Source organism: Dolichospermum sp. LEGE 00246, from assembly GCF_015207865.1.
In the GTDB taxonomy this organism is placed as follows: domain Bacteria; phylum Cyanobacteriota; class Cyanobacteriia; order Cyanobacteriales; family Nostocaceae; genus Dolichospermum; species Dolichospermum heterosporum.
In genome coordinates this window covers 1-17,042 of sequence record NZ_JADEWA010000062.1, presented here as the reverse complement: position 1 = coordinate 17,042, position 17,042 = coordinate 1, and the positions used below count along the sequence as shown (strand labels likewise).

At 37.5% G+C, this 17,042-nt stretch carries 14 protein-coding genes and 1 pseudogene; 5 read left to right on the top strand and 10 right to left on the bottom strand.

The window, feature by feature from the left end:
• A pseudogene (locus IQ228_RS06875) lies at positions 1 to 525 on the bottom strand (IS630 family transposase); the annotation flags it as partial.
• Between the two features lie 284 nt (positions 526 to 809).
• Here IQ228_RS06875 and IQ228_RS06870 point away from each other — a divergent pair.
• The 3 genes from IQ228_RS06870 (at position 810) to IQ228_RS06860 (ending at position 2,430) form a co-directional block, all read left to right on the top strand.
• Positions 810 to 1,115 carry a hypothetical protein gene (locus IQ228_RS06870; RefSeq protein WP_160170650.1) on the top strand — a complete coding sequence of 102 codons (306 nt, stop codon included), beginning with the start codon at positions 810 to 812 and terminating at the stop codon, positions 1,113 to 1,115.
• A 72-nt stretch (positions 1,116 to 1,187) separates the two neighbouring features.
• Positions 1,188 to 1,613: a hypothetical protein gene (locus tag IQ228_RS06865; protein WP_193962479.1), complete on the top strand. Its 426-nt coding sequence runs from the start codon at positions 1,188 to 1,190 to the stop codon at positions 1,611 to 1,613.
• Between the two features lie 37 nt (positions 1,614 to 1,650).
• Positions 1,651 to 2,430, top strand: coding sequence for a hypothetical protein (locus tag IQ228_RS06860; protein ID WP_193962481.1), 780 nt, complete (start codon positions 1,651 to 1,653; stop codon positions 2,428 to 2,430).
• 27 nt (positions 2,431 to 2,457) lie between these two features.
• On the opposite strand, the gene IQ228_RS06855 is transcribed toward IQ228_RS06860, so the two are convergent.
• Positions 2,458 to 3,018 carry a DUF4277 domain-containing protein gene (locus tag IQ228_RS06855; RefSeq protein WP_228043732.1) on the bottom strand — a complete coding sequence of 187 codons (561 nt, stop codon included), beginning with the start codon at positions 3,016 to 3,018 and terminating at the stop codon, positions 2,458 to 2,460.
• Positions 3,019 to 3,266: 248 nt separating this feature from the next.
• Between IQ228_RS06855 and IQ228_RS06850 the strand changes: the two genes are divergently transcribed.
• A complete protein-coding gene (locus IQ228_RS06850; RefSeq protein ID WP_193962478.1) occupies positions 3,267 to 4,529 on the top strand; it encodes a hypothetical protein in 1,263 nt (420 codons plus the stop codon).
• A gap of 326 nt (positions 4,530 to 4,855) precedes the next feature.
• Positions 4,856 to 6,544, top strand: a complete 1,689-nt coding sequence (locus IQ228_RS06845) for an IS1634 family transposase (RefSeq protein ID WP_193962477.1) — start codon at positions 4,856 to 4,858, stop codon at positions 6,542 to 6,544.
• Between the two features lie 755 nt (positions 6,545 to 7,299).
• On the opposite strand, the gene IQ228_RS06840 is transcribed toward IQ228_RS06845, so the two are convergent.
• The 8 genes from IQ228_RS06840 to IQ228_RS06805 all read right to left on the bottom strand — a co-directional run.
• Entirely contained in the window at positions 7,300 to 8,502 is a 1,203-nt protein-coding gene (locus tag IQ228_RS06840) for a DUF4159 domain-containing protein (RefSeq protein ID WP_193962476.1), read from the bottom strand.
• A 61-nt stretch (positions 8,503 to 8,563) separates the two neighbouring features.
• On the bottom strand, positions 8,564 to 9,595 hold the full coding sequence (locus IQ228_RS06835) for a phage tail protein (protein WP_193962475.1): 1,032 nt from the start codon (positions 9,593 to 9,595) through the stop codon (positions 8,564 to 8,566).
• 11 nt (positions 9,596 to 9,606) lie between these two features.
• The gene (locus tag IQ228_RS06830) at positions 9,607 to 11,802 is read right to left on the bottom strand and encodes a putative baseplate assembly protein (RefSeq protein ID WP_193962474.1); all 2,196 of its coding nucleotides are present in this window, start codon (positions 11,800 to 11,802) and stop codon (positions 9,607 to 9,609) included.
• Between the two features lie 2 nt (positions 11,803 to 11,804).
• On the bottom strand, positions 11,805 to 12,212 hold the full coding sequence (locus IQ228_RS06825) for a GPW/gp25 family protein (protein WP_193962473.1): 408 nt from the start codon (positions 12,210 to 12,212) through the stop codon (positions 11,805 to 11,807).
• Between the two features lie 196 nt (positions 12,213 to 12,408).
• Positions 12,409 to 12,921, bottom strand: a complete 513-nt coding sequence (locus IQ228_RS06820) for a PAAR domain-containing protein (protein ID WP_193962472.1) — start codon at positions 12,919 to 12,921, stop codon at positions 12,409 to 12,411.
• 35 nt (positions 12,922 to 12,956) lie between these two features.
• Positions 12,957 to 14,747: a VgrG-related protein gene (locus IQ228_RS06815; RefSeq protein ID WP_193962471.1), complete on the bottom strand. Its 1,791-nt coding sequence runs from the start codon at positions 14,745 to 14,747 to the stop codon at positions 12,957 to 12,959.
• A 42-nt stretch (positions 14,748 to 14,789) separates the two neighbouring features.
• On the bottom strand, positions 14,790 to 15,308 hold the full coding sequence (locus IQ228_RS06810; RefSeq protein WP_193962470.1) for a hypothetical protein: 519 nt from the start codon (positions 15,306 to 15,308) through the stop codon (positions 14,790 to 14,792).
• Between the two features lie 168 nt (positions 15,309 to 15,476).
• Positions 15,477 to 17,042: hypothetical protein (locus tag IQ228_RS06805; RefSeq protein ID WP_193962469.1), on the bottom strand; the 1,566-nt coding region annotated here is incomplete at its 5' end.

Genomic DNA, 17,042 nt, shown 5'->3' with positions numbered 1-17,042 from the left:
AAGATGTTGCCATTCTAATTCAATTGGATTCATTTCCGAGCAATATTTAGGAAGAAAAAACATATATAAACCCATGTTTTCCCACTTTGTCCATAATGCCTGAACTTCTCGACAACGATGTATTGGTTCATTATCTTGAACTATGATTCTCATTCGTTTATTCTCATATGCTTCTTGCGCCTCTTGTTCCATCATTTTGATGTAAGAACTGCGCTTAACTCCTCCAATTACTAGACCATAAATAAAGCTAATTAATGGCTGAAATAGCCCAATAATACTGATTCTGCGTCCACGTCTTTTTGTTTGTTCGAGCTTTTTTTGTTCTCCTTTTTGATAGTATGTATAACCTGAATCACTCCAAGCTGAAAATCCTGATTCATCTAAATACTTTAGGTCTATTTCTCCACTAGCCGCAGCCAGTTCTAACATATCCATATCTGCCTGTTTACTTGCACGATTCACTGGATCTTGTTTTGCTTGATGACTTATTCTTATTCGCTTCCATCTCACCCCTTTTTTTTTTAGTCCCCGTCTAGTGTGTTAATTTTGACAGGCAACCCAGGGATTTCCCTCATGCAGAAAGTGTGATAAAAAAAAGAATGCCTGAAAGCCCATAAAAAGGTTTTAGGAAAGCAAAACAAGCAGAAAGAAGGTAATAGGGGAATGGAAGGATTTAAAAGTTCCGAAAGCCGATTAGTACGGCTATTTCAAAAAGGTCGAGAACAGTGGAGAAAAAGAGCCGCAGAAAAACAGAAAAAAATGAGAGGAATGGAAATCAAGATCAGAGACTTAAGTACAAGTCGAGACCTTTGGAAATCGAAAGCACTATCAGCACAGCAGCAAAAAGAGCAGTTGGAACAAGAATTAGAAAATTTGAAAAAAAAACTGAATTTGACAAATTAAAAAAACAAAATAATCATGTAACCGAATTAAGAAATCAAGAGCTAGAAGAGTTAAGACCTAAAGGGCATAGTTATTTGGTTTGTGTCATAGAAACAGCAATAAAATTCTTAATAACAGGCTTAAATAGTCTGAGAGGGATTGAAAGAAATTTTGAAATATTAACAGAACATTGGATATTTTCAACACCTAATTTTAATACGATACGACAATGATCATTACGATTGGGATTGTATGAGTTTAATCGTAAAAAAGAATATCGGGAGGATTGGATATTTATTTTAGATATGACCATAGAGTTAGGAGCAGCAAAATGTTTAGTTATTTTAGGTATATCTCAAGAAAAATTTACCCGAATTGTTAAGGAAGAGGTGAGAAGTTTACAACATGAAGATGTCGAAGTTCTCAGTTTAGAAATCATGGATAAATCACCTGGTACGGTGATATTAGAAAAGTTAAAAAAATTAGCAGAATGTGTAGGAACACCTGTACAAATAATATCAGATTGGGGAAGTGATATCAAGAAAGGAATAAATTTATATAAACAAGAGAATCCGGGAGTTATTCTTACTTATGATATTACCCATAAAATGGCTAATCTCCTTAAAAAAGAGCTATTATCAGATGAGAACTTTAAAAACTTTCTGCGACAATGCAGCTTGACTTATTCATTAAGTTCAGCAGACAAAATTATATTTTCTTATCCCTCCTAAACAAAGAACTAAGGCTCGTTATCATAACGTTGATGTTTTGATAAAATGGGCAATAAAGGTCATAGAATATGAAAAGCACCAAGACTTTTCTCAAATTAGCACTATCTATAATTTAGACAATGAAGCACTATTTCTACTAAGCTTTACTTTGGGTGTAGATATTTTAAATATTCTCAAAAATCTCACACCATTTGTTTATAAGAACCGTCAGGAATTTACTGAAGCTCTTAGCAAACATTTAGGAAAAGAATTGTACGTTGTTCATGGAGAAATTATTTGTCAACATTCTGATTTAGGACGGAGAAGTTTTTATAATAAATTTGGTTGGCTCTTTAATTATGAACAAGATATTAATACCTATACCGAAATATTTACTCAAATTCATTCTGTGCAAAAACAACTAAAAACTCAAGGTTTACATTCTGAATCTCTAGAAGAATGGTTGAAAACTATCTCTGTTGATTCTTTGACTCCAAGAGGACAAAAATTTCATGAGAAAATTATTGAGTATTTAACATTTGAAACTAATCAAATTCCGGTAGGTCAAATTCTACTTGGTACTAGTGATGTTATTGAATCCCTGTTCGGTAAATATAAATTCTTTGCAGCTAGACGACCTCTTAAAGATATTGGTGCTAGTATTTTATTGATTCCTCTCTTTACGCTCAAAATTACGACAAGTTCCGTAAAACAGGCAATGGAATCTATTCGTTTTATTGATGTTATTTCTTGGACTGAATCTATTTTTGGTTTTTCCATGCTCTCCCAAAGACGAAACCTTAAATCCGCAGATATTTCTGACACAGAACCTGCATGAAGTCTTATGGGTAAAGGATTCACAGAATTAACACACTAGGTCTGGTCTTTTATCTCTTGAGTATCCATGAACTATTTCTATTGCTTTCATCTCCGGTTCTATTTCTAATTTATTCTCTCCTATTTCTTGCTTTGTTTCGTCTATTTCTTCGATTTCTTTTTTGTACTCTCCTTCTACACTCATTGAAGTCCCATCTAAATGAATACTATCCATTTCTACTTGGAATTTATGGGCTGCTTTTATGGCTACTGCTGTAAATATTTTTGTTGTTCCTATTTGATGATATTTGTCTAGTTCTCTTCCTAGTTTGTCATCGTTTAAATGTGATGCTAATACTCCTTCTCCTATTAAATGTTCTGTTGGTTTTCCTACAAAAAATTCCCCAAACAGGTATAATGGGACGCTTAAAAAGTCTAATCCATTCAATATCATCGCTTTTACTACTTGTCCTGATGTTAGGTTTTCTCTTGTTTTTATTCCCACCATTTTATTCACTTCTTCTACCAATTCCATCTCGTCTATTATTCCCGCTACTATTCCTAAATGGTCTATATTTAGGATTTGCATGACTTCTTTTGGCTCTTTCATGGTTTTTTTCTTCTCTATTTGACGCTTATTATTTTACCAAATAAAAGCCTAAAATCTTTGCTAGGCAATCTTTTCAGGCTTTACTTTCTCTAAATTTTTAATTCTTAGATTTGCTTTAGTATCTGCGGAATGTGGGTTCAAACATCCTCTAAAGAGAATATATGGGGTAAAAACGCAAGTTATGGACTTCTCAAGGATAGATAAGATAGTATTTGAATTGATGACCTTGTTGATTTATGAGGTGTGCTATGAAACAACGGCTGCAAATTCTCAAAAAGACTGACTCATCGGCTACTGTGTCAGAAGATGCTGGGTTTCAATTGCGCCCCTTGGCGAACAAAACTCAACAGCAGACAAATCAGCCCCTGTCGCAAACGGAAAATGAAAATCAAGAATTTCAACAACATCAATTTGAGGCGACAAAATTAGAACTTCAAGCCAAACATGGTTCTATCACCCCAGAGGGACAAACACAGCTTACCTTATTGCAAGCGAAGATGAATGAGGTGCTACACAGGCGAGTGGAAACCGGTGCGGATTTTAGTCACAATCTGGAGAAAATCACCCTGCGTAATCCTGAGAGAACACTATCATCAACCCGTCCATCTCTGGTACAGGCAAAGTTAACTATTGGTCAACCAGGAGACAAATATGAGCAGCAAGCAAATCAAGTTGCGGCTACTGTAGTTAACCAAATTCATCACACAACCATACAAAAACAACAGACATCAGAGACGACAACTAGTCAAGATAAAGCAAAAAACAGTGAGAATAATCGCAAGCAAAGGTTTCTGAGTGACTACGCGATAGCAAAAGAATTAGTTAAAGGCATAGATGAAGGTTTAGCACAGGAAAAAATTTTAGAACAACTTTTGCAGAATTTTAAGAAAATATCATTTAAATACACAATGTCTTATAAGCAAGGTACAACTCTATTAAAAGGAACCAGAGAAGGAGATTGCAAGACATTAGCTGAAGCCTTTCAAACAGTAGCACAAGAATATTTTGGCATTCAAAATGTCACGGTTGAACAAATCAAGAAACCTTTTTTAAGCGAAGCTGAGGAAACTTTGCACCAAGGCAGAAAACGCAATTGTGATAACGGTAAACGGTGGTTTTTCCAAAATCATTATTGGGTGACTTGCAACGGCAAAATATATGATGTTTTATTCCTGAGTCAGAAACGCCCGGAAGTAGATATGGCCAGGCAAGAAAATCCGCTGAAATCAATGCTGATGCCAGAAGGAGAATACTATGAAACCGAAAAGGGTAAAGTTGTATATACTCGTGGTCATGAATATTTAACTATGGAACTGAGTATGTTTGAAAAGTTAAAAAACTTTGTTAATAACCTGGGTAAATGGTTAGCTAAAGATATGAGTGCAATTATCAATCAAATCCAGAAGTTATTGAGTAGAGGTGGAAACAACGACAGTGATTTGGAATCTGTGATGAGAGAAGTGCAAAATAACAGCACGAGTGCGATAACATCAAAGCATTTAAATCAGTAATTTTAGTCTCTAAATATATAGGTAATGGGTAAGAGGTAATGGGTCATTATGTCTCTTCACCAATTACCAATCACCAACCCAAATAGATATGATAACTAAGTAGGGCTTGCTAAATAAAGCTAAAACCATTTATTAATAACCCACATTCCGCACCCTAAACTTTCACAGATCAAAAAAGCCAGCCAAGTAGTACATAATAACTAAAGACAACTCAAAGATTAAGATACTTAATGAGAAGAAGTAGCATTAGAAAGGGCATGGTGTGAGAAAGTGAAACTTGGTAACAAAAGAAAAAAATGAATTGATAACCAAATAAGAAATAATTGATGACAACAGAAATATTAGAGGCAACTGTTGTGAAATTAAAACCGCAAGAAATAGAAATTCAGAACATAGACCATCTAGGGATAGTAGCAGGAATAATAGATTCAATAGGAATAGTAGAAATAATAAATGAATTAATAGGAATCGAAAAAGACGAAAAAGTAAATGCAGGTCAAGTAGTAAAAGCCATGATCATAAACGGGTTAGGATTTGTATCCAAACCGTTATATATGTTTCCCAAATATTTTGAAACAATCGCCTGTGAACATCTAATAGGAGCAGGAGTAAAACCAGAATATCTCAACGACGATAAACTGGGGAGAGTCATGGATAAACTATTTATAAAAGGATTGGATACAATATTTTTTATCATCGCAGTAAAAGCAGCCAAAAAATTTGGAGTATCACTATTAACATCACACTTAGACTCATCATCAATGCACGTGCATGGGCAGTATAACACTAGCTTACCATTCGTAATATTTGAGAATCAAAAAGTAGGAGATAACCAAGAATTAGAGGAATTAGCAGTAAAATCACCAAAAGAAATTACAATTACCTACGGTTATTCCCGTGACCACAGACCAGACTTAAAACAGTTCATTATAGAAATGATATGTTCAGGGGATGGAGACATCCCAATATTTTTAAAACTAGCATCAGGAAACCAAACAGATTCATCATGCTTTGGTCAAATAGCAGTAGAATATCAAAAACAATTAGAAGTTAATAGTCTCATTGTTGCTGACTCGGCATTATATACAGAATCAAACCTAAAAATGATGTCAGATTTACAGTGGTTATGTCGAGTACCATTAACCATAAAAGCAGCAAAATCATTAATATCAACAATACCAGAATCAGAATTTATTGATAGTACAATACCAGGATATAAATTAGCATCAAAAACCGAAAATTATGCCGGAATAGAACAAAGATGGCTAGTGGTACAAAGTCAAGAGAGAAGAGAATCAGACCTGCGTAAACTCACCCAAAAAATTATCAAAGCAGAATCAAAAGCTGTGCAAGATTTGAAAAAATTATCACAAGAAGAATTTGCTTGTGAAGCAGATGCTATCAAAGCATTATCAAAATTATCAAAACAATTCAAATATCACCAAATTAACGTAAGTATTGTTACTCAAATCAAATCTAAGACAAAAGATTCTCCACAAGAAATATGTTACCAAATATCAGCTACAGTCTCCCAGGATGAAAGTAAAATTAATACAGAATTGCTGAGTGCGGGACGTTTTATTATTGCGACGAATGTTTTAGATTCAAAAGAACTTAGCGATGATTCCATGCTCAGTGAATATAAAGCCCAGCAGTCATGTGAAAGAGGGTTTGGTTTTCTCAAAGACCCATTATTTTTTGCAGACAGTATTTTCCTCAAAAGTCCTGAAAGAATAGAGTCTTTGGGAATGATTATGGGTTTATGTCTATTGGTTTATACTTTGGCTCAACGACAAATTAGAAATGCTCTGAAAGAGTCTAAATCAACAATTAAAAATCAATTAGGTAAAGCAACTAACCGCCCTACTTTACGCTGGATTTTTCAATGCTTTCAATGTATTCATTTGGTGACAATCAATCAGGAAGAATATATTTCTAATTGGAATCAGGACAGAGATTTTATCTTGCGTCTTTTACCAGATGATTGTTTACGTTACTATCAATTAGTCACCTAATTATTATCTCTATCAATTTAATTTTTCAAAAGTGAAGATGAGCTAATCTCTTTGATTTATAGCTCCATTTTACTATGTCTATAATTTCATTTTTATCCTGTAAATATTAGTCTATTTTATGATTTTTCTCTTGAATATCTTCTTTTATTTATATGTTGACCTCTCCAGGTGGTGTTCATTCTTATTGCTCCTTATTGAGAATGGGTTTTGATGCCATTTTTGGTGATTTACTGTTTCTCAAATGCCTTTTTTCACTGTATATGTCTGTTTTTATGCTAACTTTGATTTTTTATCTCCGTAATTTCCCTCTGGAACAGTTTGGGGTGCGGAATGTGGGTAATAAGGCTTTCGCGGATTTTTATCACAAAAAAGTGCAAGGTTTTGGCTGATGGTGTCTCAAAATAGGTGCATTTTTCTTTGTCGGATTTGGAAAATTGAGGATAAGCTGTTGTGCATTTAGTTTGTATAATTCTAGCGGGCAAGATGCCCGCACTACAAAGTTCAAGTAAATTATGGTTATCAAATTTAGCTGCGTAACAGCTTATCCAAATCGTTGAAACTGTTCCCTGTTCCCTGTTCCCTGCCTTCGCAGGCAACTTATTCAGCAAACCCTAAGTAGGTGAACACAATAAAACCAATCTGTGTAAAGAAAAGTAAAATCGCCCAAACCCTCTTCACTCTTGCCTTTTGCCTCTTGCCTTGCTATAACGACGATTTTCAAGGCTAACCTACTTATTCAAACGGACATGATTTAACTACCACTTTCCTGAATTATCTTCTTGTTGCAAACCTATCAACTGTCGCCGCTTCCAAGCATAATTTAGTATATTAATCCCTAATTCCTGGGCTGTGCGAATAGTTAACCGAGGTAAATTAAATTCTCTGTCTATTCCCCAAGCCGAGGCTAAATCACCTACTACGAAAATTATTCCGCCGCCTAAAAATAATTGAATTAACTGTTGATTGATAATCGGTAAAGCCGAAAATAAGAAAGGTTTCGTCCTTAAAGGATGACTTCTTTGTACCTCTGTTAATGGTCGTAAAGGACTTTCTAATTGTTGTGCTAAGGCGTGGGTACTTTCAATTAAAGCATTAGCATCTAAAGGGGCATCAATTAACAATGTACCACCTGAATTTAAATAATTTTTCAACGATTCAAATTCAAAATTATTCAAAGACAGTGACTGTTTACCTGTGAGATAAAGTAAATCATATTCTTGGATATTTTCTGATAAAGAAACCTCATTAGGTTCATCAGCACCGCGCAAATGTGAATATAAAGGTTCTATTGATTGTAGTAAGTAAGCAAGGTTAAAAAAATTGCGGGCATATTCACCATCATCACTATGAGAAACTTGTGCCATTCTCACCAAGGCTTGAGGACGTGCCTGTGCGTGACGACGATAACGTAAATCAATATTGTTATAACCAGGATAAAAAGCATCCGCTGGTTGACTAATTGAATTTTGTCCTGGTTCTAAAAGTATGCGGCAGATTTCGATTTCCGAAGGATTTAGTGTGGAGTTTCTTTGGTCAATCCGATAGGTTTCTTGGACAATATCTCTTTGCTGTCTACTTCGCAGTTCATCAGGATCTACATAGCTAACTACTAAGTAAATCATCAGGGGTTCAGAACTAGCTACTTCTAAATCAATGGGAAAATCATAAGATTTTGTGACAACAATTAAATTGCCCATGACATCAATAGCAATTCCCGGCTGAATTTGTACCCAGCGTCCATCTCGATATTTAGCTTCATATTGACGAGGTGCGGGAATTGGTCTGACACCTAAACCACAAACAATTCCCGGCTGATTTAAACTTTGATAGTGTGTATTTTGCCGCTGACGATGATATTCATGGGCTTTACGCCAACGTTCTGCATTGATTAGTAAACCATCGGACGCTTGTAGTCGTTCAAAAGGTTGAATTTGTGGCGGTGGAAAAGGATGAGTCATGGTACTTTTGTTCCCAATTCAAAATTTAAACTTCAAAATTTACATCTGCGCGAAATTAGTTTTAACTACTAAAATTTTCTATCACTAACTCATAAGTACAAAAAGCGGGTTTTTCTTGGTCAATAATTTTGCGGATTAATTGTTCATTGAGGTTAATATTACTGACATTGGGGCGCAAGCGGACTATAAAATGAAATGCTTCGCCACCTGCTAAAATCGCGCTGCCTAATTGTGCTGAACCCAAAATAAAACTAGGTCCAAAAGGTTCAGTAATACTAATATGTTTATCTGCCTCATTTCCTATATCCTCATCCAAAGGCAAGCCTGTATAAAGATGCAAATATAGTCGCAACCCTTTGCGAGTACCACGCCAGCGATAAAGCTCAACTGCATGACGAATTAAACGCCGTTGTTGATGTAAATCCCACACGGAATCTACTGGCCAAGCTACCCAATGAGCTAAAAATGGCAATAGTGCTTTTGGTGCTGTCAAGGGGTCAAGATTTGCCCATGAGACGTTAAAACTATCAATGGCTGGTTGATAAGCCTGTTCAAATATCTTCATGAAGCGACCAATAAAGTCTACTTCCCGATATAGAACGGGCAAAAATTCCATGTAGGCACTGTAGGGACGAACATATAAATCAAAGTAATCGCTGTGTTGAATTTGTGATCTATCTGTACCTGATTCAATGTTGATGGTAACTAGACTGCGAAAATTCAGATTTAATCTATCTTGTTGTCCGGGAACAATTGCCTGTTGATCTTCAAAAAAGGTAGCAGGAATAGAGAAATAGAGGACAGCTTCCATTTGTCCTCGTGGTGGAATTTCACTACCTTCTGTACCGATTTGACACCACTCAGAAGGAAAGTTCCCCTCAACTTTCAAACTCACCCTTAAAGAACGCGATTCTAAGTTCTGCACTTGCACAATCATCTCGCTGGGTTCGCCTGGATGCAAGAGTAAACTCTGTGCTGTTACATCCATGCTTTCTGGTCTGGCAAATGTTAAACCTGCACCTGGTACAGCTTCAGGAATTTGCATTGGGGTTAATTGAATGCGAACAGCAGGGCTAGAAAGATTTTGCACCATATAATCTCACCTCAGCGATTACTGATTTGGATGTCATGACCGGAACGCAGGTTATTATCAGTCCAAGAACAGACTAAACCTTGTGAGCCTGGGTCTATTACTTGTTCTGGGGAAGATTGTCTGATCCATCTGTCGCCCTGTTTACGGATGGAAAATAGTAAGACTGTCCCTAAATAGCGCACACCTGGAGTTTGTTGCATTAAGGCGATAATATCTGATGTATAAACGGGTCGCCCAAAAGGCCAACCTTTGCCTTCCATGCCTCCTGTTAATGGGTTGAGATATTTATACAGGGATATTCTCAGGTTGCGGAGAATTTCTGCTGTGGCTAGAGGGTTATTATAGGCAGGTTCTAGAATTACCTCTGTTTGGACAGCAACGCCTACATATTCAGGTTCTTGTAGTTGTACTTGTACTCCTAGTAATTTTCTTTCATCCAAGTATTGCAGAACTTGTTCTTGCAGTGCCGGACTGAGGGAGAATTGTTGTGGTGGGATACCTTCGCCTAATTCAATCCCGTCTGTATTGGCATAGGGAACAACTAGCAAACCCACTGTACCAGCTTGTCTAGTAGCACTGGCTGGTAAACAACGAACTCGGGCGATCGCTCCTGCACCGCCTTGTTGTGCTAAAACTTCAAAATCCTCGGCTGTAACTGCTCTGTCACGGGTGCGGAGAATGCGTGGCGCTCTGATGACTGCTTGTTCTAAAGATTCCCCATCTGCACCATTAATTGCGGGTTTGTAATTAATTACACTTTCTATATAGGGAAATGCTGACTTCAAAAATTTAAGTGAGCCAATTTGGACATTACCCTCTTTACCGCCACCAGTCCGATAAACCAGCATTCTAATTTCCGCACCCCGTGGAGGTACTGCCCCATATTGATGTTCTTGGGCATTCTCAATATCACTGAATTGGACAACCGTCTCTTCTGTGGTGGATTGTTGAATGCGCGATCGCACTTTTGTGTGACGTTTGAGTTGTCCAGGTTCTCGAATCAGTGGACCGAACTGCACAGTACCGGTGATGGAATCAATGGTGTAATGACGGTCTTGGTGTCCAGAATCGGCAAAATCTCTGACTTCGTGCCAAGTTTGGGGTAAACCTCCAGAGGGAGTGACAACGATATACTCATTTTCCCGACGTTCCAAAATTGGTGTCATGAGTAATTGAAAACTCTGTCCTGGTTTACCATTACTTATGCCCAAGCGTTCATCTTGAATCATCGTACTGTGAGTAGCCCTAACAGTACCACCAATAGACCGGACTGCTAACCCAGTAATTTGCGGTGGACGATTATAACCCGGTTGATTTGCCCCTGGGCTGGTAAAACGACAGCGTACCCAGCGACCTCGATAAACGGTAAAGGTAGTTATCGGCCAAGCTTCTGGTAAATGCAGGCGGACATCAGCACCTTGGGCGGCATTAGTACCCTGTTGTTCAATGTCATTAAAGCTGAAACCCTTGGTATGGTCATCTACTTCTTTTAATAATACTGGCTGCCAATTTTCTCCATCCCAAGCTTCCCAGTAACGTGGGGGTTGATTGGGGTTAATTCCTGTCGGCGTAGCAACCGCGCCTTGAAAAGTAATTTCTAAGACATTACTATCAAGAGCATCAGGAGAATTAATCACTAAATAAAAACAATTTCCCGGCTGGGGTTGTTCGTTAAATATGGCTTGTTCATTTCCTGTCCATAAGCCATTGGGCTGACGATTCCAATTGGCCAACCTTTCACGCAGAGTTTGGGGTGTGTCTTCAGTGGTTTGGGCAGTTAAAAAGTATTGAATCTGGGGTTTACCAATGATTAAAGGTGAATCGGTACTAAAGGTAATCGCTGGTGTAGTTTCAGTGCGTACCGTGGAAACTTCCAGACCTGCGGGAATGGTGTAGGCTTCAGGTAAATCAGAACTTAAATAAAAAGTTAATTCTGTATGTGCGGGGGCGGGTGGTTGGAGGCGAATCCCTAGTAATTCTAAAAAAGCTACATAATTTTTACGGGGTACTTGGTTAAACCGCAGCAACATTTGGTCAGTTAACCAAGCAAATAACTCAATCAGCGTAATCCCTGGATCACTTAGGTTGTGGTCTGTCCATTCGGGACAGTAGCGTGGGATACGCATAATACTTTCTTCTACCAAGTCATCGAAGGTGCGATCATCTAAGTTAGAAGAAGGTAATTGTGGTAAAAAGTCAAATTTCACAGTTACTCCTCAGCAGCCAGCAAATAGAATGGATAAACAAAGCTGTGAATATCGGCATAATCCTTTAAGCGATAATTGATCATGATGTCCACTTTGCCCCGCACAGGGTCGGGTTCTGTGAGAACTTCATCAACAATAATTCTTGATTCCCAAACTTCTAGGGCTTCCAAGACATAGATACGAATTCGCAGCAGAGTGTCAGTATTCAATGGTGCAAATGCCAACTCTGACAAGCGCGAACCAAAATTAGGCCGATAAACTCGCTCACCAATTCCCGTGCGAAGGATAATCCAGATAGACTGTTTAACTTTTTGTGCTTCACTGCTTAGTTGTATTCCCCCTTGCAAATTTAACTGCAAAGGAAAACCCCAACCAGTTCCTAAATATTCTCTTTGGCGATCATAAACCATAGCTATTATATGGCTGTGACATCTATACCTTAATAGAATATCGGTACAGCAGGTTTAAGCCTATTCGCCAAAAGTCGAACAGTCATTGGTCATTGGTCATTGGTCATTGGTCATTGGTCATTGGTGATTGGTGATTGGTAATGGGAATAATTCTTTCTCCCTGCCCCCTGCTCCCTGCTCCCTGCTGCCAATTCCATTAACCACCAATGAGAACGGTAAAATCACCTTTGACAATTTTATTGGTCGGACCTAATGCTTCAAGAATGGTATCACCCATGCGACTAGCGGGCAACCCATTAATTAAGACTGTTTTACTACCATCAATAACCACACCTGGACCGTGAGGAGGTATTGGTAAGGGAGTAGCACATTGATGAATATCTGCCATTCCCGGAAGAGAGGAGGCGGCAGCAGCAGAAATCATGCTACTCATTGTCGCCGAGGATGCGGCCTTGGTAGCTTGTTCCGCCGCTATGGCCGCAGGTGCGCCCGGTGTTCCTGCTGCGGCTTTGGTAGCAGCTTCAGCCGTTTGGATAGCTATATCGGTTGTTTGTTTAGTAGCCTGTAAAGCTGGAACTGCTGCCGCTGGTATCCCCCGCCAAGCTGGTAAATTGCCAATTAGCACATTATTGCTACCGGGTCCGCCTGTTAATACTGGGGGTAAGGGATGGGCTACGTTGTCGGTAATTCTCGCTGCTGGTTTAGACATAAATAATTAACTCCCACAGAAATGGAGAAAGAGGATTAATTTAATTTAATTAATGAACCTTTGACAGTTATTATGCCATTAGCCTTAATATCTATATTTCCCGCTGCATCTAATGACATATTACCTGTTGATTTAATGGCAACTGATTGACTATTATCGCTCATGGTAATACTATGTCCACCTGTTGTTTGAATAGAAATTGATTTACCTCTATCATCCATCTTGATGATATGACCGCCGTTAGTTTTAATTTCTATGCACTGATCACTATCATTGAGATAAATTTTATGACCCTTTGTAGTTTCTAGGCGAATACCTGTTTTACTGCCTCCTTTGTCTTCTTCTACAAATTGTAAAGTATGTCCTGTACGAGTTTTAAAAGTACGTAATCGGACACCTTTAACAACGGAGTCATCTACTTTTTCTGGTGGTGCGTCTTCACCATTCCACACATTACCGATGATGTAAGGACGGTGAATATCGCCATGTTCAAAACCTACTAAAACTTCATCATTGACTTCTGGTAAACAATCAAAACCACGATTAGGACCTGCACCAGCAGTAACTACTCTAGCCCAGTGACTTTCATGTTCTTCTGTGAGGGTAGGAAATTTCACTTTTACCCTTCCCCAACCTTTAGGATCTTTATTATTGGTGACAATTCCTACTAAGAATGTTTGTCCTGGTTGGAGGTGTGTTTGTGTGGATAAAGTAGAAAATAAGTTGCCTGGACGTAACCCCCGCACACTAAAATTTGTGGTATAGACTCGTTGACTGTAGAAATGGCGTGTTTCGGTAATATAGTATTTACCATTATAGCGATCGCCCATCTTTTCCAGATTTACTACCCGTCCTGGTCGAATTTGGGGATTTCCGTAGGCTTGAGCATCTGCATAGACAAATTCTCCTCCCAATTCATCACACAAAGCCTGAGCCATCTTTTTCGCTTCGTTCTCTGTCGCAACGGGTTGATCTACAACTATCATTTTCGGGTTGGAAGGCTTACCCTTAAATGCTGTACTGGTCTGACTTCCTTTCCCGTTTCCTGTTTCTGTAATTACCTTTTCTGATGTCACTTCAGAAGTGATCAATTTTTTCTGAGTAAAATCCCAACTCCTCACTTCTACCGCTTTTACTTGTTCAGCACTGGTAACACGAATACTAAATTTACTAATTTCATTTAGCCATTTTAAATTCAGAGATTCTTTACTTTCTGGCCGACAAAAATTTAATTTTCCATCCTGAATAAATAACTCATATCCAATCCGCGCTGCTCGTTCTCTCAAGAATTCCATATTAGTTTGATTTTCTTGAAAGACATATTCATGATTTGTACCGCTAGGATCTATTCTTCCTAATGCTATACCTGTTTCTCCTACTACTTGTTTGACTATATCGCTATCTGTTTGATTCAAAAATGAACGATTATAACGTCCTCTATGGAGACGATGGGAAATATCGTAGCCCCTAATAATAATAGGTGCTTCAGTTTTTTCATTAAAATGAACCTCTATTCCTGTAATTTCCCCTTCAATTAAACTTTTCTCTAATTTTTTCTTAAAATTACTATCTTGAGTGGTGCTAGAAACAAAACCTATTTTTACTTGAGTGCCAATCTTAAACAGCTTTTCGTGTCGCCACTCTTGGTATTCAGAACGGTCAACTGTGCCAAGATAACTATTATGTATTACTAGCGTAAACATCCCTGGTAGATGAAGACTTTCTTCTACAGAAATTTCTAATAAATCCTTAATTAATTCTGGAGAAGCATCTTGTCCTTCTATCTGGATTTTTGGTTCACTTAAATAAAGACTTTTATCTGCCATAATGATTTATTCAATGATATAAAATGGTTATTGAAAAATTTTTCACCTATCTAATGGCGCTGCTGGTGTACGAGCAGCACCTTTAGAAGCGGATTCTCTGCCTCCAGGCATATTATTTTTATCTACTTCTTGCAAAGATATATCTACCATTGCCCTCACTGGTGTGCCATCATTTAAAAACATATTTAATGTGTAAGTTAAACTTGTGATGACACAATAAAAATATTCAGTCCCCCAGGTTAATATGTAAACAGGTGGACGTTGATCCGGTGAACCATTAATAGTTTCTACTCCCTTCTTTATTTTATCTACATACTCCTTCATTACTGATTTTTTAGTTTCATAAGTATCGAATAGTAACTGTTTTAAGGTGAATTTGTAAGGCTCAACCCCAGAAAAGTTAACTTTAGGTAGTAAGGTAGTTCCTCTATTTCCTTGATTACTTGACCAATTTACAGTTCGAGAAAAACTAATATCTGTGGGATTAAACATGAATTCGATGTCTGGTGCTTCACCGTTATGGGCTACGAGTTTTGCTTTTACAAGTGTTTGATTTGCCATTGTAGTATTGCTCCTAAATTTATTAAAAATAGCAGGGAATAGGGAACAGGGATCAGGGAACAGGGAACAGAATTGAAAATCTTTTGGTGTATGGTTTTTAGGTAAATTTTGGATCTCATTCAAAGTTAGACAAAAATAAACTTACACATATGGGATGCTCCATTACTATTACCAAGGTAGACGACCTATATATTTTCCTTGACGTTCTTTTTCTATTTCGATTTTTTGCCTTAATCTATAATAAATTTCCTGGGCTAAAATTTCAAGTTTTGCATCATCATCTTCATTATCATCATTTTTTTCTGCTGGTAAGGATGAATATGGGCTTTCTATAGTCTCAGTTATGGGTGCGATATCTCTTGATATATCGGGGGCTATAACTTCTCCTCCATTAGCAAAACCTTGAGGTGTAGAAAGGCGTTTGGTAAAAACATTTGATGATGTTGAGGATGATGAAACCTGAGAAGATGGGGAATTTTGCCAGTTACTCTCTACACTATTAAAATTAAAATTATTGGATTGATCATAATTACTATTGAGTAATTCTTCAATATTTGACCATTGAGATGGTGTTTCCGTGTTTGTACTTGAATTACTTTTGCGGAAAATCAGGGAAGGTGATGAATAATGGGGCGAAGATTCTCTAGTATTATTAGTTGTATTTTCCACTGTGTTAATTTGTGGAGAGTTAAGTATTGAAAGCCTTTGCTTCCCAATTTCCTCACCCAAGGAAGGAGAAGTTAAAGCAGTCGGTTTTGAAGATGAATTAGATTCAGCTTCTTTGCGCTGCAATGGACTATTTGTAAAAGAATCGACTTTAGTCGTAGGTTCGGAAAAATTTGTTTTTTCTGGTATTTGAGTATTGGCTACCTCTAAACTAGGTGAGATTATTTCCTCCGGTGAACCGCCAGTGTTGATATGCTTGAGTATCTGGAGGTTTTTTTGCGTATCTTTGGCGTTAATAACAAATTCCCCAGGTGTCAGCATTGCCGGTACTGTATCAGAGGGTGCTACTGGTTGATGATTTTCAACTGCGGTTGTGGTAACTTGACCACCAGTAGCATAACCTTTAGGTGCTGGTAAATTATTTAATCCGGTGTTTGTCTCAATGTCAATACTAGAACTAGTATCTTCATTGTCTTGAGAAGACGTGCTTTCTGATATATCTGAGTTATTTATAAAAGTTGATAAATCAACGGATTCAAATGCTAAACTTGACTCTGATGTTGTTGGTGGTGCATTATCAAGAATATTTCTGAAAATTGGCAAATTATCTGTGATATTCGATGGTGATATATCAGTATTCTCTGGTGTAATTGGTGTAATTATAGTTGAATTTGGTGTATTTACTTCATCGGATTTTGGTGATACAGGTGATGTAGTAACAGCAGGAATTTCTCTTGTTTCTGATGTGGTAGCTTCTGGATTTTCTGCGGGAATCTGATTTGTTTCTAAATTAGTATTTAACTGAATATCTGATGTAGTAACAGCAGGAATTTCTCTTGTTTCTGATGTGGTAGCTTCTGGATTTTCTGCGGGAATCTGATTTGTTTCTAAATTAGTATTTAACTGAATATCTGATTTAGTAACAGCAGGAATTTCTCTTATTTCTGATGTGGTAGCTTCTGGATTTTCTGCGGGAATCTGATTTGTTTCTAAATTAGTATTTAACTGAATATCTGATTTAGTAACAGCAGGAATTTCTCTTATTTCTGATGTGGTAGCTTCTGGATT